The following is a 26500-nucleotide window of genomic DNA, read 5'->3' on the forward strand; positions in this document are numbered from 1 at the left end:
TGGTATACCTGCAATAACCATTAAAACCAGTTCAAGCTTTTCTTCTGGTGTCCACACTTTATTGAACACCTTATGTTTTAAAACTTCTGGACCATGTAAATCAACCAATCCAGACCATTCTCGTATATGTCTTTTGAGAGTATCTGGATTCGTACCCTCTGGGATATCTGGATACGAACCTGAATGATACAATTCAACACACATCAGTTTAAACTCATAACTATAACGCATAAAAACACCCTCCTTACTGGTTGTCCAGTAAAGAGGGTACATATCATATTCCTTGCGATGTCTTCATATATGATTCTTTCACTTCTTTCAAGTCCAATTGGCTGGCCATTATGAACACCACTTACGAATGAATTCATGATATTTTCCCAGTTTTTTCCCAAGTAATCATCAAATGAATCTTCTAAAATATAACAGTTAAGTGCATCTATTTGACTCAATATAGCAGCTTTCTTTGCTACATTTCCATCGTAATAATAAAAGTCCCAATCATGTATTTCGAAGAAATGCTTATTTATGCTCTTTTTTGTTTTGATGATGCTATATCCTAATTTCCCATAAACAGGCTGTTTAAATCCCGTCTTAAGCAAATCATAAATCAAATCAACATATTGCGATTTCACCTTTGCACATGAATTGCAAATAAATGAATACTTAAAATTTATGGTATATAAATGAGGCTTCCAAAGAACGGAATTTCTGTTTGCGCCATCCCCAATACTTCCATCTTTTATTACATAAATTCCATTGAATTTTTTATCGGGCTCTTTAAGGGTTTCAACTTGTGTTTCCCATGCCTTCATATAAACACGTGGAACAAAGTGTTGCTTTTTGGTCGGCATTCTAACCTCCTCCTTCCCAACATCTATTCCGCTGCCTACAACCACCAAAAATGGTCGAGTTGCCGGATTTGTTGTCAACTTTTTCCTCTTTCAAAAATCACTTCAAAATCCCTGACATCTAATCCACACACTCAATTTGCGTTATCTAATCCGAAGTCACAACCTGACACACATTTTGCAGTAGATATGTTTCCATATAAGAAAACCGAGCTTTTTCAGAAGTCTGGCTTCTAATCCAAACCTCCGAAAAAGCCCGGAAATACGCTACTTTCTGGCACTTGATTTTATTTTTTTGACATCAATACAACCGTCTCCACATGTACCGTATGACCGAACTGGTCTACCGGCTGCACCTCCACAAGGTCATATCCATGGCTGCAAAGATACTTCAAATCCCGGGCCAGGGTTGCGGAATCACAGCTTACATAGACGATACGCTGTGGTGCCATCTGACACATCATGGCAAGGAGGGCTTCCTCGCAGCCTTTGCGTGGCGGGTCCACTACGATAACTTCTGCACGGGCTTCTTTGCCATGGGCGGCACAGTATGCCGGATAGACTTCCTCTGCTTTTCCAACGAAAAATTCTGCATTGGAAATGTGATTTCGAAGGGCATTCTCTTTGGCATCTGCGATTGCCTGCGGTACAATTTCCACACCGTAAACCTTCTTCGCTTTCTGTGCGAGAAATAAGGAAATGGTTCCGATGCCGCAATATAAATCCCAGACCGTCTCTTCGCCGGTGAGATTGGCATATTCCAAAGCTTTGTTATAAAGCACCTCTGTCTGCGCCGGATTTACCTGATAGAAAGACTGCGGAGAAATCTGAAAAGAAATCGTTCCGATATAATCTGTAATGTAACCCTTTCCATAGAGGGTATATGTTTCTTCTCCTAAAATCACGTTGCCCCGGGATTCATTGATATTTACAGTAATACTTGTCATTCCCGGCAAATCTTTTAATACTTCAATAAAACTTTCTGCATGCGGCAGCTTCTTTCCGTTGATGACAAAGCAGACCATCCACTCTCCGGTTTTCTCGCCGTAACGGATTAAGATGTGGCGGACGCAGCCTTTTCCGGTTTTCTCATCATAGGCACTGACGCCATAGGATTTCATGGTGTCTAAAATAAGGGACAGGATTCTTCCGTTGCCTTCCTTTCCCAAAAGACAGTCCTGCACCGGAATAATGTTGTGGGTTCTGGACGCAAAAAAGCCTGCCACCAGATTGCCTTCTTTATCATAACCCACCGGAAACTGTGCTTTGTTCCGGTAGCGGTAAGGCTCCTGCATGCCAAGTGTTGGTAAGACCTTTGGATTTTCAAATCCGCCGATATGTTTTAAGTTGTTGCGTACTTTATTTTCCTTAAACTTAAGCTGGCTCCCATAAGAAAGTGCCTGGATCTGGCAGCCACCACACCGCTTATGCTCCGGGCATGGCGGGGTTGTCCGCATGGTGGATTCCTTAAGAATTTCCATCAGGCGGGCATAGCCATAAGTTTTTTTCATCTTCATGATTTTGGCACGAACCATGTCTCCCGGCAGAGCATCCTTGATAAAAAGTGTGATGCCTTCCGTTCTTCCGATACCTTCGCCGTTAGTTCCGATATCGTCAATGGTCAGTGTAACAATGTCATCTTTTTTCATATTTCTTATATACTCGATCTGCGGATGTTCGATTCAAACAGACGGTTGAATCCCTGCCACTGAGTATCTCCTTCCGGTACGTTTGCCAAAAGCTCACGCATGGTCTCCATCTTTGCATCAATATTATCTGCATAGCTTAATGCTACAGCTTCCGGTAATGCCGGCTTCTTCGGAGAACCATACTCTAACTCTCCATGATGTGCCAGAATACAGTGTTCCATCTCATGTGCCAGTTTCACCGGGAAACCATCGATGGTCTTGATGCGCTCTGCAATTTCCATGGCTCCAATCATGATATGTCCTAAAAGCTGTCCCTCGTCGGTGTAATCATTTTCCGGGAAAGTAGAAAGCTCTTCTAACTTTCCGATATCGTGAAACATGGCGGCACAAACCAGTAAATCTTTATTGAGAATCTTATAGTTGTCAGCAAAATAAGCAGAAAGCTTCGTTACGCTTAAAGTATGCTCTAAAAGTCCGCCCACAAAACCGTGATGTACGCTTTTTGCTGCAGAATGGAATTTAAAACGTTTTGCAAAATCTGCATCCTCGATAAAGAAACTGCCTGCCAGTTTCTTAAGATATGGATTCTCCATCTGCTTAATATATCCAAGTAGCTGCTCATACATTTCATCTACATTATATTCGCTGACCGGAAGATATTCCTTTGGTTCATACTCTCCCTCTGTTGCTTTCCGGACCCTCTTTACATTTAACTGTAATGCGCCCTGAAAACTTGTGATATCTCCCACCACATTGATGTAATCAAAGCGGTCAAAATCATCAATTCCCACAGAGCCCGGCTCCCAGATTTTTGCATCCAGTGTGCCTGTTTTATCCTGTAAAATCAATGCTTCATAAGGCTTACCTGCCTTCGTCAGCGCTGACTGCTTATTTTTACAAAGATAGATTTCATTTACTCTTTCGCCTTCGCGTAATGTTTCAATATAATGCATAATTTTCCTCTTTCTATTTTAGTACACCAACGGTTGCAGAACATTCGATTTCTACATAGCCTGCTGCCCCCTGGCGTTTTATGGTAATCTTTACAACATCTCCCGGAGTCTGCCCGGATAACACATTCTTATATGCCTGCGCTGTCTCTACATTTTCTCCGGCAATCTTTACGATGACATCACCGCTTTGCAAGCCTGCTGCCATCGCCGGGGAATCAATTCCCACTGATTTAATATATACGCCCTTTGGTATGTCATATTCCTTTTCAATGTCAGATGTTACAGAAGTCAGTTTCAGTCCAAGATACGGAATATCCTGTCCATTGGAAAGCTTCTCGATAATGTCTTTCAACTGGGAAACGGAAATTGCGGTCAGCGTATTCTCATCGCCGCTGCTGTAATCCTGCATAACAATTCCAACCACTTCACCAGAGAGATTGACCAGTACACCACTTCCCTGACTACTGCCCACAATATCTGTTGTCAGTACATTGTAGTTTGCATCAAAGGTGGAAATGCTGTTAGAAGTCGATGTAATATTTCCTGTCAATATGGAGAAATTCGTTCCCAGCGGACTGCCCAGTGCCAGCACAACGCTGCCCTGTGTGGTCTGAAGTGAATTTCCAAGCACTGCCACTTTAATTCTGCCCAGAGTGCTTTCTTCGATGTCGGAACGTTTTACATTTAAAATCGCAATTCCGGTATTTCCGTCATAGTTTTTAAGCTCCGCTTCTACGGTGCTGTTATCAAGGAAGGTCACATGAATGGATTTTGCTCCGCTTATGACCTTGCGCTCTGTCATAATCAGAAGCTCCTGACCGGTATCCGCAATAATGACCCCACTTGCCTGTCCCTGTCTCTCATAAGGCGTGTTAAACCAGTCCACATCACTGGTCACACCTGTCACCGTAACAATGGACTTATTTGCTTCGCTTCCAATCGCATAAAGCTTACTCTGTAATTTCTGATATTCCTCCGGTGTAAGCTCTTTTAAGCCTTCTTCTACATCCGGCTCGTCTACACCTGTCTCCGTGGAATTTGTCTCTTCTTCCGTATCCGGCTGTACCTCTTCATCTTTTGGGATGCTCACCCTGGTATCCTCCGGCTTATTCAGCCACTCTTCCATCACCGGGCGCATCCATGTAAATACAAAACAGGATACAAGTCCAAAGACAACCGCAAGCACAACCGTAAATGCCGTTTTTAAAATAATACGTCTCTTATTTAACGGCTTGTTCTTGATTTTCTCTTTGATAAATGCAAATTCCTCTTTTTCATTTTCTGACATAGGGAATCCTCTTTTCTACTGTAAATACAACCAATTTTAATTATACTTTCTATCTGCCTATGTTGCAACATTTTTTAAAAAAGATGCCGGAATGTAAAAAACGTGCCAATTTCGTCATTTATCCGGAAACTTATTTTCAACCGCCCTTTTCACCACAATCGGTTTGGGGTATAATAGAAGCAGTGATTTTTAGTACATTTTACGGAGAATATTTATGAATCAAAAGGTTTTAAGAACATTAGAATATAATAAAATTGTAGAGCGGCTCGCGGAGTATGCTTTCGGTGCGGATACCAAGGAACGCTGTCTTTCCCTGCTTCCTTCCACCAGCCTCTCAGAGATTACCAATGCACAGCAGCAGACTAAGGATGCCATGAACCGCAGCCTGAAAAAGGGACGGCTTGACTGCTCCGGTATCAAACCGCTTTCTTCCGCCATCCGGCGTGTGGAAATCGGCGGAACCATGAATATCGAAGAGCTTCTCGGCCTCTGTAAATTATTAGAGACTGCCCGCCGGGTCAAAGCCTATGGCAGAAAGGAACGGGAAGATTTTCCGTCTGATTCCCTGAGCGAACTTTTTGATGGTTTAGAACCTCTTAGTCCTCTTTGTGATGAGATCCGCCGCTGCATCATTTCTGTGGATGAAATCAGTGATGATGCCAGCAGTAATTTAAAATCCATCCGCCGTTCTATCCGCTCAACCGGCGACCGCATCCATGCGCAGTTAAACCAGATGTTAAATAACCAGAATGTCAGAAACTGCCTGCAGGATTTTGTCATTACCATGCGTAACGGCCGCTACTGCCTTCCGGTAAAAGCCGAAGCCAAATCCCAGATTACCGGTATGGTGCATGACCAGTCCTCCAGCGGTTCTACTCTTTTCATTGAGCCAATGGCTGTGGTAAATCTGAACAACGAATTAAAAGAATTATCCATCAAAGAGCAGGACGAAATTGCCGTTATTCTTGCCACTTTATCGGCAAAAGCAGGGGAATATATTCCTGCCATTGAAACCGATTATCAGATTTTAACAGAGCTTGATTTTATATTTGCAAAAGCAGCTTATGCCTTGGAATACAATGGAATTACACCGCATTTTAATACGGAACGGAAAATTCGTATTTTAAAGGGCAGACACCCTCTGCTGGACGCAAAAAAAGTAGTTCCTATCGACATTTCCTTAGGCAGCGATTTTGACCAGCTTGTCATTACCGGCCCGAATACCGGTGGTAAAACCGTTTCCTTAAAAACTGTGGGACTTCTCACTCTGATGGGACAGGCGGGACTTCCGATTCCTTCCGGAGACCGCAGTGAGCTTGCTGTTTTTGACGATATTTTTGCAGATATTGGAGATGAACAGAGCATTGAGCAGAACTTAAGCACATTTTCTTCCCATATGACCAACATTATCCACATTTTAAAAGAAGCCAATGAACATTCCCTGGTTCTCTTTGATGAGTTATGTGCCGGAACTGACCCTACGGAGGGCGCTGCCCTGGCGGTTTCTATCTTATCTTATTTTCACAGTCGAGGCATCCGTACCATGGCGACCACCCACTACAGTGAGATTAAGATTTATGCCTTAACTACCAGTGGAATTGAAAATGCCTGCTGCGAATTTAATGTAGAGACCTTAAGTCCGACTTACCGTCTTCTCATCGGTATTCCGGGAAAAAGTAATGCCTTTGCAATTTCCAAAAAACTCGGTCTTTCCGATACTTTAATCGAGGATGCCAGAACCCGTATCAGCAGTAATGAACAGAATTTTGAAGATTTACTTTCTGACCTGGAAGCAAGCCGCATCACCATAGAGAAAGAACAGGCCGAAATCAACCGTTACAAATCAGAAATTGCTGCATTAAAACAGCAGTTAAAGAACAAGCAGGAAAAATTAGATGAAAGCCGGGATGCCATTCTTCGTAAAGCAAAAGAAGAAGCAAACCAGATTCTGCAGGAAGCCAAAGATACTGCAGATGAGGCAATCCGTAATTTCAATAAATATGGCACTACCAGACCTTCCATTCAGGAAATGGAAAAACAGCGTACCAATATCCGGGAGAAAATGGCTGCCAATGAGAAAAAGAGCTCAAAGGAAAAAGATACTGCCATCTACAATCCAAAGGTTCCAAAGAAGCTTCGTATCGGTGACAGCGTAAAAGTATTAAGTATGAATTTAACCGGAACGGTACACTCCCTGCCGAATGCAAAGGGTGACCTCTTTGTGCAGATGGGAATTCTCCGCTCCCAGGTAAACATCAAGGATTTAGTACTAATTGAAGATGCTGCTCCGGGCAGCAAGAAATATGCCAAGACCGGTGCCGGAAAGCTTAAGATGAGTAAATCCGCTTCTGTTTCCACAGAAATCAATCTGATTGGAAAAACAGTGGATGAAGCTATTGCTCTTTTGGATAAATACTTGGATGATGCTTATCTTGCACATCTTCCTTCCGTACGCATCGTACACGGAAAAGGAACCGGTGCCCTGCGCAGTGCCGTACAGAGTCATTTGAAACGACAGTCTTATATCAAGTCCTTCCACTTAGGAGAATTTGGTGAAGGAGATGCCGGTGTTACCATTGCAGAATTTAAATAAATCAAGTATATGAACTACGTAAAACAGAAAGGAAGTTTCCTATGGCTGCAAAACAGAAAATTTTAATTGTAGATGATGATGTTAATATCGCAGAACTGATTTCCCTGTATCTCACGAAGGAATGCTTTGACACAAAGATGGTTCATGATGGGGAATCTGCTTTGAAAGAATTTGAAACCTATGCACCAAATCTGATTCTTCTTGATTTGATGCTTCCGGGCATTGATGGTTATCAGGTATGCCGTGAAATCCGGGCAAAAGCAAATGTTCCGATTATTATGTTATCTGCCAAAGGTGAAATCTTTGACAAGGTTCTCGGACTGGAGCTGGGGGCAGATGACTATATCATGAAGCCTTTTGATTCCAAAGAACTGGTTGCCAGAGTCAAGGCGGTGCTCCGCCGCTACCAGCCGGTGAAGCAGGAGCCTGTACAGCCGGATTTAAAATGTGTTACTTATCCGGATCTGGTGGTCAATCTTTCCAACTATTCCGTAGAATATTACGGCAAAACAATTGATATGCCGCCAAAGGAGTTAGAGCTTCTTTATTTTCTTGCATCCTCACCGAATCAGGTATTTACCAGAGAACAGCTTTTAGACCATATCTGGGGCTATGAATACGTAGGCGATACCAGAACCGTTGACGTTCATGTAAAAAGACTTCGTGAGAAAATTAACGATCATACCGCCTGGAGCATTTCTACGGTCTGGGGCATCGGATACAAATTCGAGGTTAAAGAATGAAGAAACGACTTTATCTGAAGCTGCTGATTGGATATGTGATTTTTGGCATTCTCGGCTTTATTCTCGTATCCACCTTCAGCTCCCACTATACTTATGAATATATTGAAGATACCGAAGTTGACCGGCTTTACAAGGAAGCCAATATGATTGCATCTACCTATGCTTCAAACTATTTCAATGAAGATATTACGGTAGATGACTTGCATGACAGTCTTGCCACCCTTAGCACTTATCTTTCTTCAGAAATATGGGTCATGAATACAGATGGTGATATTCTGATTAACTCCAATGCATCTGTGGACATGGACCACCTGACACACATTGACGGATTTAATGTGGCAGATTTTGGCAGCAAATATTACACCACCGGTTCTTTTTATAATTATTATGACGATACGCATCTTACGGTATTTTCGCCGATTACGATTAATTACAAGGTGCGTGGATATGTGCTGATTCACCAGCCGCTTTCCGTAATCACGCACCATCATGCACATTTACTGAATATTATGTACCTGACTCTGCTTCTGATTTTTATCTGTGCAACCCTGTTACTGATTATCATTGGCTTCGAGGTCTACATCCCAATCCGCAAAATGATTAAGGGTGCTGATGCTTTTGCCGAGGGCAATTTCAGTTATAAAATTCCGGTACATAAAAATGATGAAATCGGCTATCTTGCCGCTTCTCTAAATTATATGGCAAACGAGCTGAATACCCTGGAGGATGACCAGCGTAAATTTATTTCCAATGTCTCCCATGATTTCCGTTCTCCGCTTACTTCCATCAAAGGTTATGTGGAAGCCATGTTAGACGGAACGATTCCACCGGAGATGCAGGAAAAATATTTAAATATCATTGTTTTCGAGACAGACCGTTTGTCCAAGCTCACCCAGAGCCTCTTAGAGTTAAATAAATACGGCAGCCACGGCACAATGTTAGACGTCAGCGAATTTGACATTAACCAGTTAATTAAAATGACCTGTCTTACCTTTGAGGGAACCTGCAAAGCCAAACGGATTTCCTTCCACCTGATTCTTGCCGGTAAAACACTTTATGTAAAAGCGGATATGAGCAAGATTCAGCAGGTGGTTTATAATCTGATTGACAATGCCATCAAGTTCAGCCACCATGATTCTGAAATCACCATTGAGACCACCAAGAAAAGCGAAAAAGTATTTGTTTCTGTCAAGGATACCGGCATCGGAATTCCAAAAGACAGCCAGAACAAAATTTTTGAGCGTTTCTACAAAACCGACCTGTCCCGTGGAAAGGACAAGAAGGGTTCCGGTCTTGGACTCTCTATCGTAAAAGAAATTATTCAGGCACATGATGAAAATATCAACGTCATCAGTACCGAAGGAGTCGGCACAGAATTTATCTTCACCCTGCCGGCAGCCCAGCGGGAAGAGTTATAAGGCAGTTTTATAAACCATCTATATAGGCTTTCCTGCTGCTTATTTGAATTATTTTACAAAGCTTTTAATCTTTGCATAAATGTTGTCTGCATCCAGCCCATATTTTTTAAGCAGTTCCACTGCCGGTCCGGACTCGCCGAACGTATCGTTGATTCCGATTTTTAAAACCTGAGTCGGAGCCTTCACCGCAAGTGCATCACATACCGCGCTTCCAAGTCCGCCAATCACGGAATGCTCCTCTACCGTGACAATTTTGCCGGTCTCTTTTGCTACTTTAACAATCAGGCCCTCATCGAGTGGCTTGATTGTATGAATGTTAATCACCTTTGCCTCGATACCGTCTTCTTTCAGTTTTTGGGCAGCCTCAAGGCTATTGCTCACCATTGCACCGGTTGCAACAATTGTCAGATCCTTTCCCTCGCGAAGAATTTCGCCTTTTCCAATCTCAAATGTATAATCTGACTCATTGTGGATGACTGGAAGTGCCAATCTGCCAAATCGTAAATACACCGGTCCTTCGTACTCGTAAGCCGCCTTGACGGCTGCGCGTGCTTCCACATCATCCGCCGGGTTAATCACAACCATGCCCGGAATCGTGCGCATCAGGGCAATATCCTCGTTACACTGATGGGTTGCTCCGTCCTCGCCGACAGTGATTCCTGCGTGTGTCGCACCGATTTTTACATTCAAATGCGGATACCCGATGGAATTACGCACCTGCTCGAACGCTCTGCCTGCTGCAAACATTGCAAAAGAACTGATAAACGGAACCTTTCCGCATGTGGAAAGTCCTGCCGCTACACCGGTCATGTTCGCTTCCGCGATACCACAGTCAATAAAACGCTCCGGATATGCTTTCTTAAATACGGCAGTTTTCGTGGCAGCAGCCAGATCTGCGTCCAATACGATGAGATTGTCGTGCTCCCTTCCCAATTCAACCAATGCATCGCCGTAACTGTCACGCGTCGCAATCTTTTTTACTTCTGACATAATGCCTCACCTGCTTTCTCTAAGTCTTTCATTGCTGTCTCATATTCCTCTTTATTCGGTGCCTTGCCATGCCAGCCGACCTGATTCTCCATGAACGCAACGCCTTTGCCTTTTACCGTTTTTGCAATGATCGCAGTAGGCTGTCCCTTATGCTCGCGTGCTTCCTTGAAGGCTGCTGCGATCTCTCCAAAGTCGTTTCCGTTGATATTGATCACATGAAACTTGAATGCTTTAAATTTCTCATCGATCGGATACGGAGAATTGACATCTTCCACCGTTCCATCGATCTGTAAATTATTGTTGTCCACAATTACAACCAGATTGTCGAGCTTGTGATTGGCTGCCAACATAGAAGCCTCCCATACCTGTCCCTCCTGAATCTCGCCATCACCAAGCAATGCATAAACCCGATAATCCGCATTGGCCATCTTGCCCGCCAAAGCCATACCTACAGCTGCAGAAATGCCCTGTCCGAGCGAACCAGATGACATATCTACCCCCGGTGTATGTTTCATGTCCGGATGCCCTTGTAAGAAACAGCCCACATGGCGAAGGCCTTTTAACTCTTCTTTGCCAAAATAACCGCGCTCCGCAAGGGTGGAATATAAGCCCGGTGCTGCATGTCCCTTAGACAATACAAAACGATCACGATCCGCTTTCTTCGGGTTCTTGGGATCAATGTTCATCTCCTCAAAATAGAGATACGTTAAAATATCTGCTGCGGATAAGGATCCTCCCGGATGACCGGAATGTGCATAATACACTGCGGTCATAATATTTTTGCGCACCTCATTCGCTGTCTTCTTTAATTCTGATTCTGTCATGCTGACTCCTTTCTACCTGACACCCGTTGCCAGGCAATCGGCAATCAGTCTGGCAAAACGCTTTGCATCCCATGCAACCCTTCCTACATATAAGCCATCAATATCCGGCTGTACAAAAAGCCTAGTCGCATTCTCAAGATTCACACTTCCGCCATACAGTGCCGGAACAACATCTGCGGCTTCGCCGTACAGTTCTCTTAATGTCTCTCGGATCACATGATGCTTTTCCTGTGCATACTCCACTGGTGCTGGTATACCATTGACACCAATCGCCCATACCGGCTCATATGCAATCCATACTTTATCCAGATCCTCTGCCGCAATTCCATGCAGACCAACCTTGATCTGTGTACGCAGTACCTCATCTGCGATACCGTACCCTTTCTCTTCTTTCGTCTCGCCGATGCATAGAAGACCAGTAAAGCCGTGCTTCATCGCGGCGAGCATCTTCTTGTTTTCCTCAATGTTGCTCTCTCCAAAGACATGTCGGCGCTCGGAATGACCTACCATTACAAGGTGAAGGTCAAGTTCCTCTAACATAACCGGAGAAATCTCACCGGTAAACTGACCTTCATCCTCCCAGCACATATTCTGTGCACCAAGATGGATTTCGGACTGATCCGTACTTTTTGACGCTGTTTCCAAAGACGTGTAAGACGGCAGAATGAACAATTCCATATCCGGATTCTGCATGCAAAGCTCTCTCGTTCTGTCTGCCAGCTCCTTCAGATAGCTTTCCGTCTGTGCGACATTCTTATACATTTTTAAATTACTGCCAAAATATTTCTTTCGTTTCATATGCTTTACCTGCTTATCTATTCTGATCGTACTCCACAAACGCATCAACTTTCGGCTGTGAAACACATCCCTTTGCAAATTCGTTCTCGAAAAATGCCTCAACTAACAGTTCTCTTACTTTGCTTCCAGTTGTAAAAGCTCCCATGCAGATGATATTTGCATCATTACTCAAACGCGCTCTTTGTGCGGAATAAACATCCGAAACCAGTGCCGCGTATGCACCTTTTACTTTATTTGCGGAGATGGACATTCCGATTCCGGTTCCGCAGATTAAAATTCCTCTGTCGTACCCACCGGAAGCGACTGCTTCGCTGACCTTAATGGCCACGTTTGCATAGATTGGATCTTCACTTCCGAAATCCTCTACAGTTCCGTATCCCTTCTTCTCAATAAATGCTATAACCTCTTCTTTTTCTTTCTGTGCGTTTGGGTCGCATCCGATTGCTATCTTCATATTACTTATTCTCCTTTCACAAATTCTCTCATACTCTGGAAGATCAACCATGTTGAGGTTGCACCTGCATCCTGGAATCCCAATGCTCTCTCGCCGAGTGATTTTGCTCTGCCAAATCTGGCGATGCAATCCTTCGTATTTTCCACTCCGCGCAATGCGCCTGCCTCTGCCTCTTCGAGCATTTTCTCCAAACCTTCGGTGTAATGCTGCTGCATTGCTTCTACCGCTGGTGCCAGCGCATCAACCATTGTTTTGTCTCCGACGCTTGCCTTGCCACGCTCCTGGATGGCTTTCAGACTCTTCTCTTCCATTGCCTTTAAGTCCTCAGCAGTAAGGTAGTCTTTGCTCTCCGTACCAAGAGCACCTTCCAGATAAAGGCTTCCGAAGATAACACCGGAAGCACCGCCCATGCTAAGAAGCATTGCTTTACCGGCTTCCTCAAAGATACTGTATACATTTTTCTCGCCTTCCATATCAAGAAGCACTTCCTTCACATTTTTCATGCCAGTCGCCATGCCGATTCCATGATCGCCATCTCCAATTGCACTGTCCACCTCGGTCAGATACGGCTCATTCGCCAGAATCTTATCCGCGATATACAAAAGCATCTGTCTGCAGTCCTCTGCATTTAACTTCTCGTAATGCTTTCCTCTCACATAAGTGCTTGCTATCCGCTGCTTCTTTTCTTTCTTCTCTTTCTTTGGTGCTGTATCTTCAATCTCATCCGCCACTCCTCCAACAGGCTCAACCGCTCCCTTTGCGTAGAATGGACAATAGCATGGCATATCGTAATATTTCCTCAGTTCATCGTCCAGTTTCATCAATGTGATAGAAAATCCACCCATTTCCTGACTGGTACAGTAGTTATTTAAATCCGTGTCATAAATCCCGATTCCATCTTCTTTTAACAGTTCGTTTAACTTACGGAACACGATTGATAGTTCTAAAATTGTTGTGGAACCTAAGCCGTTGACCAAAACACATACTTTGTCACCACGCTTCAAGTCTGAATCTTCCATAATCTGACGGTACATTTTCTCTACCAGAACATCTGCCGGTTCCCATTTGGTTCTCTCTACACCTTTTTCACCGTGAAGTCCCATTCCGTATTCAATCTCGTCCTCACCTAATTCAAAGATGGGCTTGTCCGCTCCCGGAAGCTGAGCCGGTGCTGTGGCTACTCCGATTGTACGGGTATTGTCTCTTGCCTTCTCCGTAATTCTTGTTACTTCTTCAAGTTCTAATCCTGCATCACATGCAGCTCCGGCAATCTTGATCACAAAGACATCACCTGCGATGCCTCTTCGGTCTTCCCTTCGCTCCTTTGGTGCACTCGCCACATCGTCCTGTACACGCACATGTGCGGTCTTGATTCCTTTGGCATTCAGGAACTCTTCACCCATATCAAAATTCAGATTATCGCCTGCATAACAGCCATATACAAACAGAATTCCTTTGCCTTCATCAATGCTTTTTCCAGTTTCGTAAATATTCTTCGGATCCGGTGAAGCAAAAATGTTTCCACAGCATGCAGCATCGGCAAGTCCTGCTCCTACAAAACCGGAAAACATCGGTTCATGTCCACTTCCACCGCCGATAATCAACGACACTTTGTTTTTTCTTCTGCATCGGCTGATCACACTGTTTACTTCAGGATGTTTGTAATACATATGATGATACGCCGCAATAAAGCCTTCCATCATCTCCTCTACAATGTTATCAGGATCGTTTATAATCTTTCTCATTTCTACCTCCATACCAGATTTTAATAGCTGGGGGAGTATCCCGGATACTCCCCCAGTTTTTTAGAACCACCAGTTTGTACAGTACAATGTCATTGTGTTTGCGCAACCAATCACTGTAAACAGGATTGTATTCATGAGTGCTCCAATATAAACCTTTCCAGTCTTCTTATAGAATCTTCTGGAAATGATGGTGCACACAGTCAGGTTAATGAATAATGGCCATGTAAGCATTACGCGTGCACTATCGAGTCTTACAACTCCTTTTGAGATCAGTCCTGAGTACTGGTAAACCCAGATGCATACAAGACCAATAATGTTTGCAAGGCACATCAGTAATGTATTTAACCACTCTTTTCTTCCTGCCACCATATTGCAAAGGTTCTGACACAGTGCATTTGCAAAGTAGAATACTGCAACTAATGGGATAAATCTTAATGCAATCAGGAGCGATCCACTTGAAGGCCACTTGATCACATAGCTGATAAAACGGAAATCTACTCCGAAGAAGTACTTCGCAAAGCCTACAACACCATATCCAAATCCAATTGATGCAAGTACGATTAAAATAGTCTTACCTACATTGGACCTGCTCATCTTTAAGTTCCAGTCAGCAGGTTTTACACCATTCTTCTTACTAACCAGGAAATAACCGATTGCGAAGAATGCTAATCCAAGGAGTCCTGCCGCACCTGTCCACATACCCTGTTCTAATGTTAATCCCTGTGGCCAGATCTTCGTTCCGAAGAGTGATCGTGTCGCGAAATCTGCTCCCTTGTGGGCACCAATCCACTGCTCTAATGGAATCATGAATGTTGCCGGAAGTAATCCGCCTAATGCTAAGAATACCCAGTAAATTACATTTCCTTTGACACCCTTTGGTGCTGCCGGAACGTAGATGTCGCTTTCCTTCTTGGCAAGTAATGTACCAAAGAAACCGGTTGTTAATAAAATACTTGCAAATGCATATACTGAGAGGAAGAATCCGATTACACCAATGGTATTAAAGAACCACTTGTACTGGATTGTAAGGCTTCCTGCATCAATGTAATTCGGTGCTTCAAAAGCATTCTGGAAGAAGTCAACCAGATTTGATGTTGTTGCCAATGAGTAATGGTTTAAAATATGTGTCTCATAAGGCTGATATAAAGCACGGATATATTTCTCCTCAGAACCCTGTACGGTTCCTTCGTAGATCTTGCCAACTTCAACATCATCGCCTTCCTGCAAATCATAATTATCAAGCTCGTTAATGAGAACTCTTGCATTGGCTGACTTATAGAAGTTTTGCGGTCCACCGGCTTCTGTCTGATAGTTGTTCTCATCTAACTGTCCGGCATCAATACCATAATCGACATCGTAGTATAACGGAATCTCGTCGCCGCTGTCCGGTGTGTCATCCGGATCATAATTTAAATGATCCTGCCATACACCATCAATGTTTAGCTGCTGATTTCCCATAAGGAATACTGCTGCTACCTGATTTACACCACCGTTTGCTTCCTGAATCTTGTTGTAAGCAAGGCAGGCATTCGCCATCTTACCGCCAAGAGAATGTCCTGTGATACCGATCTGATCCTTATCTACAAATGAAAGGCTGTTGTAAGCGTAATTTACAACATCACACATTCCTGATCCAGGAGATGTAGAAATATCCTCAAATGCAGAACCCGGGTTCGCGGTTACTGTAAAGAAAGCATCCATTGGGTTGTCTTTGTAGTTATCGGAATCTCCATGTCCGTCACAGTCCATGGACAATACAACAAATCCTCTCTTTGCAAGTTCCAGACAGGTGTAATCCTGTGTCTCTTTTGCATCGAAACTACCATGTAATGTTACAACACACGGTGCAGGCGTCTCAGCCGTTGCATTTTCCGGTTTGTACATTACGAGTGCTATCTTGTGTCCGTTTGCATCCTCAATACTAAAGTTCTGTACTTTGATGTGTCCAAAGTTCGTATTGACGAGACTTGCGCCGATCATACTGATCAAACAGATGATAAGTGCTACGACAAGCAGTCTCACATACTTTTTTCTGCTTAAATTTACCATATCGTTCTCCTTTACTTTTGTATATTGTAGTGCACTTCATACGTTGTAATTATTTTTTACCACGAATTTTTATGTACATCAAATCCAAATTTGTTAGTTTTTGAACAATTTCTAACATTTTTATATTTTTTGTTACTTCGCACATTTTCTCAATATTTCTTTATTTTCCAATATTTTCTTAATATTTTCATTTTATCAGTATAACTATTTTCCACAATCCAAATATTGTTTTTTTGTATATTTTTCATGAATCAAACATTTTTGAACATTTTCTAACATTTTTAAGTTGTATTATGTTATACTTTATACAAATAACTTGTGATTTTTTTAATGAGAGGTGAACATATTGAAGAAAAAGGAGCAACGAATCAATGAAATCTATTCCTTTTTGCAGGAATCACCTTCCCTATCGGTCAAAGATCTCTCGGAAATGTTAAATGTATCCGAGATGACGATACGGCGGGATCTGAAATATTTAAAAGAGAATAACCTGTTTGTGCGCAGTCACGGAATCCAGTTGCCGGTCAATGACAAGTCTATGATTACAAATATTGAAAGCGAATACACGCTTCACTCGGAACAGACGAAGTTTGCGAAGGAAAAACAGATGATAGGACAGTTTGCCGCGTCACTGATTCAACCGAACGACACCATCATCCTCGATTCCGGTACAACGATTGCAGCTATGGCATATTTTATTCCGGAACATATTAATCTGAATATTACATGTTATAACTACTATACATTAACGCAGCTTTTCCCAAAGGAAGGCATCCAGCTCACGTTAGCAGGCGGTCTGCTGCACAAGGCAGATCAGATGTTTGAATCTTCCTATGCCAATGAACTGATCAGAAGCCGCCGTGCCAGCAAGTTCTTCCTTGCTGCATCCGGTATTCACGAAGCACTCGGCATCACCTGTGCGCACAACTATGAAGTTCTGACGAAAAAGGCGGCAATGAGCTCTTCTCTTTCCACAATTCTCGTAGCAGACTCCAGCAAGTTTGGACTGGTACGTTCTGCTTTTGTTGCACCGCTCAATTCCGTCGATGCAATTGTCACAGACAGCGGCATTACGGATGAATGGAAAAACATTATTCAGGATATGGGTATCAAACTTTATATCGTATAGGAGGAGGATTTTTACCATGACACAGCATATAAATTTACCTAATTGCATCGTTGCGCAATCCGGCGGTCCGACCGTTGCAATCAATGCCAGTCTTGTGGGCGTCATCCGCGCATCTATTGGACATTATGGAACAGTCTACGGTTCGATCAATGGTATTCTCGGTATTCTGAACCAGCATTACTTAAATCTTACGGAGCTGGCGGCTTCCGGCAAAGACACATTACAGCGGCTTGCAACTACACCGGCCATGTATCTGGGCTCGTGCCGCTACAAATTAAAGGATTACCATGAAGATGCATCCGATTATGAGAAGATTTTTGCACAATTTAAGGCTTTAAACATTAAGGCATTTTTCTATATCGGTGGAAATGATTCAATGGATACCGTGTTAAAACTTTCCTCTTATGCTGACTCAATCGGTAGCAATATTCAGATTATAGGCATCCCAAAGACCATCGACAACGATCTTATGATTACCGATCACACTCCGGGCTTTGGCTCTGCTGCAAAATACATCGCATCTACACTCCTTGAGATTGCGCATGACACGATTATTTATCCAGTTAAAAGCGTTACGATTATCGAGATTATGGGACGCGACGCCGGCTGGCTGACGGCTGCATCCGCACTCGCTCGCAATTCATATTGCAGCGCGCCGCACCTGATCTATCTTCCGGAGAGTGATTTTAACACCGAAAGTTTTGTTGAAGATGTGCGTGATCTTCTCACCGTGCAAAACAATGTGATTGTCGCCGTCTCAGAGGGAATTCATGACCGTAACGGCAATTACATCAGTGCTGGAGAAAACTCTTCCGACACATTCGGTCACAGCCAGTTGAGTGGCGCCGGAAAAGCTTTGGAACTTCTGATCAGGGCAAGCCTTCCTGTCAAGGTCCGCTCCGTTGAAATTAACATCCTGCAGCGCTGCGCAGTGCATCTCTCCTCTGCCACCGATTTAAAGGAAGCGTTCTTATCCGGAGAGAAAGCCGTATCGTTGGCTCTGCAGGGTGTCACCGCTTCGATGGTCATTATGAAACGAACCTCTGATGCACCCTATACCATTGCATACGACTACGCAGAGATCAAAAATATAGCAAACGAAGCGAAATCCGTTCCGCGCGAATGGATTAATGCCAGAGGCAACAATGTCACGTATGAGATGCTTACTTATCTCACCCCGCTGATACAGGGCGAAGTTCCGATTGCATATCACAACGGACTTCCAAACTATATGGATGTATCACATCTTTCGTCTCAAGCACAAATTTCCCAGTAAACGATTGGATGCGCTCACCCTTATTTTTGATTTAGATATAGAAAATGCTCCCTCCTAAGTAGTAAGTGATTTTATTATTTCACTTATCTACCCAGAAGGGAGCATATCTATCTACTGTTAATTAAATTCATCTCTTATTTTCCGCTCGGAAGATATGGGCGCAGACATCCTGCCATCTGTGAGATTGGCATGGACTGTAAGAATACACGACCCGGTCCGGTTACTACGGTATTGAATACTCCCTCTCCACCAAACATGATATTCTTAAGGCCAGGTACGGTCTGTATGTCGATAGAACAGGAAGAATCCATTGCTGCAAGATATCCTGTGTCTACGATAATTGACTGGCCAGGCTGAAGCATATACTCTTTGATATAGCCGTCAAATTCAACAAATGCCATTCCCTGTCCAGAAAGTCTCTGCATAATAAATCCTTCTCCGCCAAAGAAACCGGCTCCTACTCTCTTCTGGAAAAATACGGACAATTCAACTCCTGAAGTAGATGCTAAAAATGCTGACTTCTGACATACAATATCTGAACCTGGCTGAATCTCAAATGCCCGGATACATCCTGGAAAACTGGATGCAAATGCAATGGTTCCCTGACCATTCATTGCAGTGTATGTATTTACAAACATACTCTCTCCACTAACCATTCTTCCAAACATTTTTCCAATTCCGCCGCCAACCGTATTCATCTGCATATTCGGAGACATCCAGGACATTGCTCCCTTTTCGGTAATCATCATTTCGCCTGACTCTAATTCACAGACTACAACCGGCATTGGTTGGCCTTCAATATTAAATCTCATTTCTAAACCCTCCTGCTGATTTGCATAACATTTTCATGAACCTTCTTCATTATAACAATATCGGAGTGGTCTGCCAATATATTCTATTAATTTTTTATCCGTTTTCTGCATCCAAAATAAATAGCTCCTACGCCACTGCACAGTGCCAGTAAAAACCAGATGCCAACCGGAGTCATGTCTCCTGTTTTCACGGTTGTGGTCTGTGATGTGTTTCCTGCGGTGGTATTTCCTGTTGTACTATTTCCTGCAGTACCGCTTCCTGTTGTGCCGTTACCGTTTCCTGCTGTGCTGCTTCCTGCCGCACCATTTCCTGTTGTTCCGCTTCCCGGCGTTGTTGTACCTGATGAAGTTCCGGCTTCAAATACCAGTGCATATGCCGAAAATTTATCAGTTGCAAAGGTTATGGTTCCACTTGCTGCATCATACGTTGCAGGAAGTTTTTCATAGGCACCATCATGCTCTCGAATCACATAATAAGTTCCCTGCTGGTTCTTCATCTCATCTTTTACCTGAAGGGTTACATTTAATTTCGCATTTAAATCGGTCAACTGGGTTTCCCATGCATCGTTGGAATTTCCTTTGTTTACGACCTGGAATAAATCCATGGAAAGATAGCTTTGAATCTCTCCATTTCCTGCCTGTGCCTGCATGCCACTCTGTATCTGATTCAGTTCTGTTCCACTGATATCTGCAATATTTAACTGAAGATTTCCGGAACCAATAATGTTTTCTGCATTTCCAAGGGTTGCACCGTCTACTTTTGTACTTGCCGTATTTACTTTATCCTCTGACTTTGTAAATAATGCACTCAGATGTAAATCTGTTGCAGGCATATCCAATACAAAGGTACCTACCTGTGAATCTACTGCTGTCAGCTTTCCGCCATTTAAAGATGCGCTTAATAACTGATAACCATAATCCGGTGTAAACTTAATGGTTACTTTGGTGCCTGCTTTAAATTCGGCATAGCCAAAGTCTCCATCCAGTCTTGTGGATGCATCTGCTATATTTCTACCTGCCAGTTCTGCTGCATTTACTACAGTCCCATCCTCTAACTGTGCACTGATTATTTCCACGCTTCCATGTTCAATAACGCAGTCATTTCCAAATCCATGCTGTTCTGCTACTGTAAGGGATGGTGCCCATATAATATTATAATTACGGCTGCTGTTCGTAGTCAGTGCTACTTCAATCTGATAGGAATCTGCCGGAGCCACTTCAAATTCCAGATTGTCTGTCGTTCCACCTAATGGAATTGCTGTTCCATTTACCATAATGGATGCAAATGCATAACCAAAATCTGCTGCAATTGCCACTCTGTGCTGCTGCGTCTTATCTCCAGCAAAGCTGCCCGATATATTCGTTCCCATTCCGGAACCAATCCTCATGCCATCTATCTGTAAGTCTCCAATTGTTCCTCCCACTGCAGTTGCGGTAACTGCAATTGTTTCTCCGGATGCCGGACCTGTTGTGGAACCACCGCCTCCGGATGCTGCAGTGCGAAATTCCAGAATCAGTTCCACCTGCTCTGAGGCACTTACAGAAAATGCCTGTCCTCCCTCTGATGTAAGTATATTCTTGTCAAGACTTGCATCCTGTGCACCATTTTTATTCACCTGACAGTGATTGATTATTGTATCCGTTCCACATACTACTTTAAAATGTACTGTATGGTCAAGACTGTCATCCGGTCTGTTTATTTCTATTGGTGTATCATTATATGCAGTCTGGTTTACTTCCGTCCATTCAGCCGCCGTATCCCATTTATAATACACGGTTCCGGTCGCTGTGCTGTCCTGTCTTGCAATTCTGACCACTGCTTTCTGTCCATCAGCTTTTACAATCATGCCGGCACTTCCCATAAATAATGAAAATACCATAAAAAAGCTTAACAACCAGGAAATTTTCTTTCGCATCTTCATATTTTTTCTCCTTTACTTTCTTCTATAAACTGCCACTTCCACCGCACACATTGCAGGCTCCGGTGCCTCCACAGCTTTCGCAGGTGACCGATTTGGTTCCTCCGCCACATATGGTACATGCATATACATGTGCTCCCATACAGTTCGGGAAATCACAAATTCCTTCATGCTTCGTACTGTTTCCGTTTGCATCACAATAAATGCAGGTCTCTGTCAATGCTCCATGACATCTCGGACAGGATACACTATATCCACTTCCCCGGTAGCCATCACCTTTACATTCCTGACATTTTCCGGTTCCGCCACAGGCAGTGCATGGATTTTGCGGCACTGCATTCTCACTTTCATAATCAGCCACCTCCAGCTCTGCCTCAATTTTTTCTTCAGTAATAACCTCCTGTGCAGCTTCCTTTATCTTTTCACAGACAGCTTCTGTATTTTCTTCCTCTGTATCATCCGTATTGTTAATTGTTTCTGCCTGTTCCATTTCTTCTACCGGAACGATCTCCTCTGTAGAAGCAGACTCAACTTTTGCCTTTCCGCAGCCTCCCAGTACCACCAGCACGAGCAGACAAAGCAATCCTCTAATGGATTTTTTTCTCACGTTTTTCCTCCTTCCTTTTCTGTCCTTTTACTATATGAATATACGCTTTTCCCACCTGTTTTGATAAGTTTACATTTGTCTCATGTTAGGGATTTTCCACAATTTATGGCTGTTTCCAGCTATAATAGAACTGAAGAAGCCCAATTCTCGACTTCGTCTCTGTTTTTTCATTTAAAGAGGCCATATAACGGTACAATGCTGCTCTTGAAATATATAGCTGCTCTGCTATTACCTGCGCACTTTCATCAGAAGAAAGCAATAACCTTAACACATCCTGCTCCCTGTTTGTAAGTGCATAATTCTTCACAAACGCCTGAAATTTATCCTCCAAAAATTTTTCACGTTCTTTTTCCAACATTTTCGCCATATTTTCTTCCTGTATATCCATACGAAACTGTACCATATACAAATATACCAGCATACTGATAACTGCAAATAAAATCAATGCTATGATGCTGATGCGCATTCCATCCCCGGTCTCTATCAGCATCAGGGAAATAGTTCCTGTAATCCCGACACAGATATTATTTGTTGCCCTTCCAAGTCCAGCCCATAACTCCGGTACTTTCATATAATAGGAAAGGTCCATAAAACTGGTGGTAAAATATACCACAAAGAAGCCTGCGGACAAATAGAACACAATAAGACCCGCCATAAATGGTCCGCCCCAGACTATTATCACTACACACATTGTTGAAAGCAGTGTCACACAGTACATCATAATCTGCATAAATCTATGCTCTTTTATATCAAAAAGCACTCCTGCCAACAGTCCGCTTACCGCAAGCAATAATCTCGGCCACTGACCAATATCTATACTTCCACCTGCATGTACTAAAGTTACTGCATTGTCCAGACTGGAAAAAATGCATGTCATTAGAACCACTATCGAAATCAAAAGCAATGCCGCAAGCATCGGATGCCGGAGGCTTCGCCTGTTATTCTTCCGGATATCAGTATCTGAATCTGACCCTGAATCCTCTGCTCCTACTATCCCCCGGCTGCATTCCAGACTCAGTCTGCGAACCAGCAATACCATTGCCGCCAGAAAAACGGAAAGTACAACAGACTCTACAGTGCTGTTATGTATCAGATTATTGCTGATAAACTGAAGCAATAATCCAAAGGCATATCCAAATCCAACGGTTTGTGCAAGTCCTTTTTCTGTCGAAAGGCTTACCACAGCATAATAATGTACAGCACTTCCAATCATGCCATATAAAATATAAAGCAGGAATCCGGATAAAAGCATACTTCGATAGGACAAATGCTCCTGAATTACGAAAATGCAGATGATTCCTGCCATCGGCAATAAATATAAACCTATCTCCCGCATCTTCTGGTTAAAATAACGGTTAATGCATGGGAATAACAGGAATCCTATTACGCTGATTCCCAGCACATAGTTCTGTGCCCTTACTACTCCTGCGGAATCTGTTGCATAGCGTATCATATTGTCAAACAGATACTCCGAGCCTAAAAATATATAATTGAAAATAGCCAGCACTGCTATGATTCGAATTCTTTCTGGTTTCATAAATTGTCTCATTGTCTGTTCCCTGCTCCATTCTTTTGTCTTAATTTCATTATATACAATTGTCTCTTTCCATCAAGTTGACAAATGTCTCATTTCCTGTAAACAAGCAAAAAAAGAGCCAGGACACGAATGTCCTGACTCTTTTTTGATTCATATAAAACGATGTTAATTATACTAACTCGATAAGAACTTCTAAAGCTCCGTCACCTTTACGCTGACCAATCTTTACGATTCTTGTGTAACCACCGTTACGGTCTGCATACTTAGGTGCGATTTCGTCGAATAATTTTGCAACTAAATCAACTTTCTTTGTATTTTTCTTCTTTCCAGCTGCTTCTGTAGGAACTTCAGTTACAGGATAAAGAACTTTTAACATCTCTCTTCTTGCATGAAGACGGGAAGGATTATCCTTCTTGATTGTTTTTTCAACTTCGTCATATACAGTAACTTTCTTACCATCTACAACTTCTTTTACTCTCTTGCCGTCTTTGTCTTTTCTTGCAACTTTAGCTTTTACAGTAACTTCTTCGAAGTTATCTTTCTCGCGAACTGCCATTGCAATAAGGCCTTCTGCAATTTTACGGATTTCTTTTGCTTTTGCTTCTGTGGTAACAATTTTACCATTGTTTAATAATGCTGTTACCTGATTTCTCAGTAATGCTTTTCTCTGGGAAGATGTTCTTCCTAATTTTCTATACTTTGCCATTTTTATTCCTCCATTTGTGGTACATCCGGCCATGCTCATCGGACTTACTTACCGAATGCTTGTTTTGTGCCACTCATGAACCAACATCACCACGCTCGTCGGACTTACTGGTGCTGCTGCACTGAGTTATCTTAAACCTCGTCGCCCTGATTGAGCTGAAGGCCTAATTCTTTTAATTTTGCTAATACTTCTTCCAAAGACTTACGTCCAAGGTTACGAACTTTCATCATATCTTCCGGTGTACGGTTTGTAAGTTCTTCAACAGTATTGATACCTGCTCTCTTCAAGCAGTTGTAAGAACGTACGGATAACTCCAGTTCGTCAATGTTCATCTCAAGAACTTTTTCCTTCGCATTGTCTTCTTTCTCAATCATGACTTCTGCTGTCTTAGCATTCTCGGAAAGGTCAATGAAAAGACTTAAGTGCTCGCTTAATACCTTTGCAGCTAAGCTGACTGCTTCATCTGGAGCAAGTGTTCCATTGGTATATACGTCAAGTGTCAGTTTATCGTAATCGGTAATCTGACCCACACGGGTATTCTGAATGGATAAGTTCACACGCTCTACCGGTGTATAGATAGAATCTACTGCGATTACACCAATTGGTAAATCTGCATCTTTGTTCTTATCTGCGCTGACATAACCTCTACCTTTGGTAATGGTTAATTCCATGTATAATTTGGAATCAGCACCGCCGTTTAAGTGTGCAATTACTAAATCCGGATTCATAATCTGAATATCCTGATCTACCTGAATATCTGCTGCTGTAACAACGCCTTCACCACTGAACTCAATGTAAGCTACCTTAGGCTCATCATCAGCGCTGTTATTACGGATTGCAAGCTCTTTGATGTTCATAATGATTTCAGTAACATCTTCCTTTACGCCAGGAATAGAACTGAACTCATGAAGTACACCATCGATTTTAACCTGACTTACTGCTGCACCTGGCAGGGATGACAACATGATTCTTCTTAAAGAATTACCAAGTGTTGTACCATATCCTCTTTCCAAAGGTTCGCATACGAATCTTCCATATCTTTTGTCTTCAGAAATTTCAGCAATTTCAATTGTTGGTTTTTGAAAATCGAACACTACAAAGCCCCTCCTTCTTTCGGGTAATTTGTTTCTTCTTTCAGCCCGCTAGTTTATGATTATTTAGAATACAACTCGACGATAAGCATCTCGTCTACTGGTACATCAATCATTTCTCTGGAAGGTAACTCTTTTACGGTTCCCTGCATTTTCTCTGCATCAACATCAAGCCATTCCGGAACTAATCTGCCGCCAGCTACTTCTACGACATCTTTCATTCTCTGGGAATTTTTACGGCTCTCTTTGATTTCGATTACATCGCCAGCTTTTACCAGGTAAGAAGGAATGTTAACTAACTTTCCGTTAACTGTAACGAATTTGTGGTCAACGATCTGTCTTGCTTCTCTTCTGGTTCTTGCAAATCCAAGACGGAAGATAACATTATCAAGACGGCTCTCTAAGATAGTCATCAGGTTTGTACCTGTCATACCTTTCATCTGGTCTGCTTTATCATAATAGTTACGGAATGGTTTCTCTAATACTCCGTAAATGAATTTTGCTTTCTGTTTTTCGCGAAGCTGAAGGCCATACTCAGATACCTTCTTGTTCGCTCTCTTTAATTCTCTGTTAGATTTTTTATCATATCCCAAATAACTTGGCTCTAAACCAAGAGATCTGCATCTTTTCAGAACAGGAACTTTATTTACTGCCATTTTAGATATCCCTCCTAATTATACTCTACGACGTTTTGGTGGACGACATCCATTATGAGGAACTGGAGTTACGTCACGAATAGAAAGAACTTCAAGTCCGGCTGCCTGAAGGGCACGGATTGCTGCTTCTCTTCCTGATCCTGGTCCTTTAACCATAACATCAACTGTTTTTAATCCATGTATAAGAGCTGCTTTTGTAGCAGTTTCTGCTGCCATCTGTGCAGCATATGGAGTAGATTTCTTTGAACCTCTAAATCCAAGACCACCGGCACTTGCCCATGATAATGCATTACCTTCAGCATCTGTTAATGTAACGATGGTGTTATTGAAGGATGCCTGAATATGTGCCTGTCCATGTTCAACGTTTTTTCTTACACGCTTTTTTGTCACTTTTTTTGTAACTTTAGCCATATCT

24 protein-coding genes are annotated in these 26500 nt (G+C 42.7%); 5 read left to right on the forward strand and 19 right to left on the reverse strand.

Annotated features, from left to right (window positions below):
- From DV740_RS09035 to DV740_RS09055, 5 genes are all read right to left on the reverse strand, one after another.
- Positions 1–231: hypothetical protein (locus DV740_RS09035; RefSeq protein ID WP_442969787.1), on the reverse strand; the 231-nt coding region annotated here is incomplete at its 3' end.
- Entirely contained in the window at positions 204–929 is a 726-nt protein-coding gene (locus DV740_RS09040; protein WP_147342275.1) for a DUF4238 domain-containing protein, read from the reverse strand. The genes DV740_RS09040 and DV740_RS09035, both read right to left, overlap by 28 nt.
- Before the next feature lie 206 nt (positions 930–1135).
- Complete coding sequence (rlmD, locus tag DV740_RS09045; protein WP_118087896.1) at positions 1136–2497, reverse strand: 23S rRNA (uracil(1939)-C(5))-methyltransferase RlmD; 1362 nt, start codon at positions 2495–2497, stop codon at positions 1136–1138.
- A 5-nt stretch (positions 2498–2502) separates the two neighbouring features.
- A complete protein-coding gene (locus tag DV740_RS09050; protein ID WP_022242746.1) occupies positions 2503–3450 on the reverse strand; it encodes a 3'-5' exoribonuclease YhaM family protein in 948 nt (315 codons plus the stop codon).
- Positions 3451–3463: 13 nt separating this feature from the next.
- Positions 3464–4738: a S1C family serine protease gene (locus DV740_RS09055; protein WP_117841531.1), complete on the reverse strand. Its 1275-nt coding sequence runs from the start codon at positions 4736–4738 to the stop codon at positions 3464–3466.
- Between the two features lie 214 nt (positions 4739–4952).
- Here DV740_RS09055 and DV740_RS09060 point away from each other — a divergent pair, with 214 nt between their 5' ends.
- Genes DV740_RS09060 through DV740_RS09070 form a run of 3 tightly spaced genes read left to right on the forward strand, consistent with a single transcriptional unit; the run spans position 4953 to position 9492 of the window.
- Positions 4953–7331 carry an endonuclease MutS2 gene (locus DV740_RS09060; protein WP_118087897.1) on the forward strand — a complete coding sequence of 793 codons (2379 nt, stop codon included), beginning with the start codon at positions 4953–4955 and terminating at the stop codon, positions 7329–7331.
- 41 nt (positions 7332–7372) lie between these two features.
- Positions 7373–8074, forward strand: a complete 702-nt coding sequence (locus DV740_RS09065) for a response regulator transcription factor (protein ID WP_117698358.1) — start codon at positions 7373–7375, stop codon at positions 8072–8074.
- Complete coding sequence (locus DV740_RS09070; RefSeq protein ID WP_117698357.1) at positions 8071–9492, forward strand: HAMP domain-containing sensor histidine kinase; 1422 nt, start codon at positions 8071–8073, stop codon at positions 9490–9492. Before DV740_RS09065 ends, DV740_RS09070 begins: the two co-directional genes overlap by 4 nt.
- Positions 9493–9540: 48 nt before the next feature.
- Here DV740_RS09070 and DV740_RS09075 read toward each other — a convergent pair whose 3' ends face one another.
- From DV740_RS09075 to DV740_RS09100, 6 genes are read right to left on the reverse strand one after another with little or no spacing between them, the layout of a single operon-like run.
- Positions 9541–10482: a transketolase family protein gene (locus tag DV740_RS09075; RefSeq protein WP_118087898.1), complete on the reverse strand. Its 942-nt coding sequence runs from the start codon at positions 10480–10482 to the stop codon at positions 9541–9543.
- Positions 10470–11306, reverse strand: coding sequence for a transketolase (locus DV740_RS09080; protein WP_118087899.1), 837 nt, complete (start codon positions 11304–11306; stop codon positions 10470–10472). The genes DV740_RS09075 and DV740_RS09080 overlap by 13 nt, the downstream gene beginning before the upstream one ends.
- A 12-nt stretch (positions 11307–11318) precedes the next feature.
- Positions 11319–12104: a triose-phosphate isomerase gene (gene tpiA, locus DV740_RS09085; protein ID WP_118087900.1), complete on the reverse strand. Its 786-nt coding sequence runs from the start codon at positions 12102–12104 to the stop codon at positions 11319–11321.
- Between the two features lie 13 nt (positions 12105–12117).
- Positions 12118–12558 carry an RpiB/LacA/LacB family sugar-phosphate isomerase gene (locus tag DV740_RS09090; protein WP_118087901.1) on the reverse strand — a complete coding sequence of 147 codons (441 nt, stop codon included), beginning with the start codon at positions 12556–12558 and terminating at the stop codon, positions 12118–12120.
- Between the two features lie 5 nt (positions 12559–12563).
- Positions 12564–14303, reverse strand: a complete 1740-nt coding sequence (dhaL, locus tag DV740_RS09095; RefSeq protein WP_118087902.1) for a dihydroxyacetone kinase subunit DhaL — start codon at positions 14301–14303, stop codon at positions 12564–12566.
- A 60-nt stretch (positions 14304–14363) separates the two neighbouring features.
- A complete protein-coding gene (locus DV740_RS09100) occupies positions 14364–16352 on the reverse strand; it encodes an alpha/beta hydrolase family protein (protein ID WP_118087903.1) in 1989 nt (662 codons plus the stop codon).
- A gap of 346 nt (positions 16353–16698) precedes the next feature.
- Here DV740_RS09100 and DV740_RS09105 point away from each other — a divergent pair, with 346 nt between their 5' ends.
- Together DV740_RS09105 and DV740_RS09110 are read left to right on the forward strand one after the other, a co-directional pair.
- On the forward strand, positions 16699–17481 hold the full coding sequence (locus DV740_RS09105; protein ID WP_022242757.1) for a DeoR/GlpR family DNA-binding transcription regulator: 783 nt from the start codon (positions 16699–16701) through the stop codon (positions 17479–17481).
- Between the two features lie 28 nt (positions 17482–17509).
- The gene (locus DV740_RS09110; protein ID WP_118087986.1) at positions 17510–18757 is read left to right on the forward strand and encodes a 6-phosphofructokinase; all 1248 of its coding nucleotides are present in this window, start codon (positions 17510–17512) and stop codon (positions 18755–18757) included.
- 134 nt (positions 18758–18891) lie between these two features.
- Here the strand turns inward: DV740_RS09110 and DV740_RS09115 are convergent, their stop codons facing one another.
- The 8 genes from DV740_RS09115 to rpsK all read right to left on the reverse strand — a co-directional run bounded on the left by DV740_RS09115 (position 18892) and on the right by rpsK (position 26496).
- Positions 18892–19569, reverse strand: a complete 678-nt coding sequence (locus tag DV740_RS09115; protein WP_118087904.1) for a TIGR00266 family protein — start codon at positions 19567–19569, stop codon at positions 18892–18894.
- Between the two features lie 86 nt (positions 19570–19655).
- A complete protein-coding gene (locus DV740_RS09120) occupies positions 19656–21491 on the reverse strand; it encodes a hypothetical protein (RefSeq protein WP_118087905.1) in 1836 nt (611 codons plus the stop codon).
- A 22-nt stretch (positions 21492–21513) separates the two neighbouring features.
- On the reverse strand, positions 21514–22095 hold the full coding sequence (locus tag DV740_RS09125) for a hypothetical protein (protein ID WP_118087906.1): 582 nt from the start codon (positions 22093–22095) through the stop codon (positions 21514–21516).
- Between the two features lie 103 nt (positions 22096–22198).
- Positions 22199–23632, reverse strand: a complete 1434-nt coding sequence (locus tag DV740_RS09130; protein ID WP_158561546.1) for a helix-turn-helix transcriptional regulator — start codon at positions 23630–23632, stop codon at positions 22199–22201.
- Positions 23633–23801: 169 nt separating this feature from the next.
- Positions 23802–24338, reverse strand: coding sequence for a bL17 family ribosomal protein (locus DV740_RS09135; RefSeq protein ID WP_022242762.1), 537 nt, complete (start codon positions 24336–24338; stop codon positions 23802–23804).
- A gap of 131 nt (positions 24339–24469) precedes the next feature.
- A complete protein-coding gene (locus tag DV740_RS09140) occupies positions 24470–25432 on the reverse strand; it encodes a DNA-directed RNA polymerase subunit alpha (protein WP_022242763.1) in 963 nt (320 codons plus the stop codon).
- Between the two features lie 59 nt (positions 25433–25491).
- A complete protein-coding gene (gene rpsD / locus DV740_RS09145; RefSeq protein ID WP_022242764.1) occupies positions 25492–26085 on the reverse strand; it encodes a 30S ribosomal protein S4 in 594 nt (197 codons plus the stop codon).
- Positions 26086–26103: 18 nt separating this feature from the next.
- Positions 26104–26496: a 30S ribosomal protein S11 gene (rpsK, locus tag DV740_RS09150; protein ID WP_022242765.1), complete on the reverse strand. Its 393-nt coding sequence runs from the start codon at positions 26494–26496 to the stop codon at positions 26104–26106.
- Positions 26497–26500 lie beyond the last annotated feature (4 nt).

The organism is Roseburia sp. AF02-12 (assembly GCF_003461765.1).
In the GTDB taxonomy this organism is placed as follows: domain Bacteria; phylum Bacillota; class Clostridia; order Lachnospirales; family Lachnospiraceae; genus Roseburia_C; species Roseburia_C amylophila.

Excerpts from the sequence above, each read along its gene's own strand:
- dhaL (WP_118087902.1), bottom strand. The coding sequence starts at position 14,303 with ATGAGAAAGATTATAAACGATCCTGATAACATTGTAGAGGAGATGATG.
- DV740_RS09135 (WP_022242762.1), bottom strand. The coding sequence starts at position 24,338 with ATGGCAAAGTATAGAAAATTAGGAAGAACATCTTCCCAGAGAAAAGCA.
- DV740_RS09130 (WP_158561546.1), bottom strand. The coding sequence starts at position 23,632 with ATGAAACCAGAAAGAATTCGAATCATAGCAGTGCTGGCTATTTTCAAT.
- DV740_RS09075 (WP_118087898.1), bottom strand. The coding sequence starts at position 10,482 with ATGTCAGAAGTAAAAAAGATTGCGACGCGTGACAGTTACGGCGATGCA.
- tpiA (WP_118087900.1), bottom strand. The coding sequence starts at position 12,104 with ATGAAACGAAAGAAATATTTTGGCAGTAATTTAAAAATGTATAAGAAT.
- DV740_RS09120 (WP_118087905.1), bottom strand. The coding sequence starts at position 21,491 with ATGAAGATGCGAAAGAAAATTTCCTGGTTGTTAAGCTTTTTTATGGTA.
- DV740_RS09070 (WP_117698357.1), top strand. The coding sequence starts at position 8,071 with ATGAAGAAACGACTTTATCTGAAGCTGCTGATTGGATATGTGATTTTT.
- DV740_RS09080 (WP_118087899.1), bottom strand. The coding sequence starts at position 11,306 with ATGACAGAATCAGAATTAAAGAAGACAGCGAATGAGGTGCGCAAAAAT.
- DV740_RS09090 (WP_118087901.1), bottom strand. The coding sequence starts at position 12,558 with ATGAAGATAGCAATCGGATGCGACCCAAACGCACAGAAAGAAAAAGAA.
- DV740_RS09055 (WP_117841531.1), bottom strand. The coding sequence starts at position 4,738 with ATGTCAGAAAATGAAAAAGAGGAATTTGCATTTATCAAAGAGAAAATC.
- rpsK (WP_022242765.1), bottom strand. The coding sequence starts at position 26,496 with ATGGCTAAAGTTACAAAAAAAGTGACAAAAAAGCGTGTAAGAAAAAAC.
- DV740_RS09100 (WP_118087903.1), bottom strand. The coding sequence starts at position 16,352 with ATGGTAAATTTAAGCAGAAAAAAGTATGTGAGACTGCTTGTCGTAGCA.
- rpsD (WP_022242764.1), bottom strand. The coding sequence starts at position 26,085 with ATGGCAGTAAATAAAGTTCCTGTTCTGAAAAGATGCAGATCTCTTGGT.
- rlmD (WP_118087896.1), bottom strand. The coding sequence starts at position 2,497 with ATGAAAAAAGATGACATTGTTACACTGACCATTGACGATATCGGAACT.
- DV740_RS09115 (WP_118087904.1), bottom strand. The coding sequence starts at position 19,569 with ATGAGATTTAATATTGAAGGCCAACCAATGCCGGTTGTAGTCTGTGAA.
- DV740_RS09050 (WP_022242746.1), bottom strand. The coding sequence starts at position 3,450 with ATGCATTATATTGAAACATTACGCGAAGGCGAAAGAGTAAATGAAATC.
- DV740_RS09065 (WP_117698358.1), top strand. The coding sequence starts at position 7,373 with ATGGCTGCAAAACAGAAAATTTTAATTGTAGATGATGATGTTAATATC.
- DV740_RS09060 (WP_118087897.1), top strand. The coding sequence starts at position 4,953 with ATGAATCAAAAGGTTTTAAGAACATTAGAATATAATAAAATTGTAGAG.